Source organism: Acinetobacter sp. NIPH 2100 (assembly GCF_000369805.1).
Taxonomy (GTDB): Bacteria; Pseudomonadota; Gammaproteobacteria; order Pseudomonadales; family Moraxellaceae; genus Acinetobacter.
The window spans coordinates 3,205,525-3,206,575 of sequence record NZ_KB850224.1 but is presented as its reverse complement, the minus strand read 5'-3'; the positions used below and the strand labels follow the sequence as shown (position 1 = coordinate 3,206,575).

General features: G+C 36.7%; 1 protein-coding gene. It reads left to right on the top strand.

Features of this window, described 5'->3' with window-relative positions; all coding sequences use genetic code 11:
* Positions 1-494 precede the first annotated feature (494 nt).
* Positions 495-1,051 (top strand): outer membrane beta-barrel protein (locus F887_RS03285; RefSeq protein WP_005296614.1); only part of this gene is annotated, 557 nt, incomplete at its 3' end.

Genomic DNA, 1,051 nt, shown 5'->3' with positions numbered 1-1,051 from the left:
CTGGTAGCCGTACTGTTCTAGTACAACCAGGTCAACAAGCTCAATAATTTGAGTTTCTGAACTGAATAAAAAAACGACTCGTCAGAGTCGTTTTTTTATCGATATATGTTTTTGTAGCATTGATGTAAAACTCAAACATAATAGCTAAAAACTGGCATAATCTTGCCTTAACTTTAGGTGGAATGTGGGAACTATTTAGTTTTATTGAAAAGATTTTGATAGCTTGTTAAAATTTTGATTAAAAAGTGATAAGCTCTCACAGCCTTGTTGAATGCTGTTAAATTAGAGTTTTCTGGTTTTTTGGGCGGGAAAATAAGTCAGTTTCAGTCGCTGCTGACTAAATGTTGTCAAATACTTGGAAATTTGATCGAGTATTTGTATGATTCAACATATGGTGAATGGCTGAAAAAGATACAATAAGACTATTTCTCAGTATTCAAAAGCTATTAGAATTTAGAGAACAAACAATTTTTTGTTTTTTTTGGAGGATATCCATGAAATTGAGTCGTATTGCACTTGCTATGCTTGTTGCTGCTCCTTTAGCTGCTGCGAATGCAGGCGTAACGGTAACTCCGTTAATGCTTGGTTATACAATGTTCGATACTGAACATAACAACCGTGGCGATAAAGGTCAGTTAACTCCAGGTGCTGAACTTGAAGATGATTTATTCGTTGGTGCTGCTCTTGGTGTTGAAATCACACCTTGGTTAGGTGCTGAAGTTGAATATAGTCAAATTAAAGGTGATACAAGTACCAATAACGACTATAAAGGTCGTAATATTGCTGCAAATGCTTATGTAACATCTGATTTGATTACTAAAAACTACGATAGCAAAATCAAGCCGTATGTATTAGCTGGTGCTGGTCACTACAAATACGAAGGTGATGACATCTATGGTGGTAAGCAAGAAGGTACATTAGCGAATGCTGGTGGTGGTGTATTCTGGCGCTTAAACGATGCTTTGTCTCTTCGTACAGAAGCTCGTGGTACTTACCATTTTGATGAGAAGTTCTGGAACTATACAGCGCTTGCTGGCTTAAACGTAGTTCT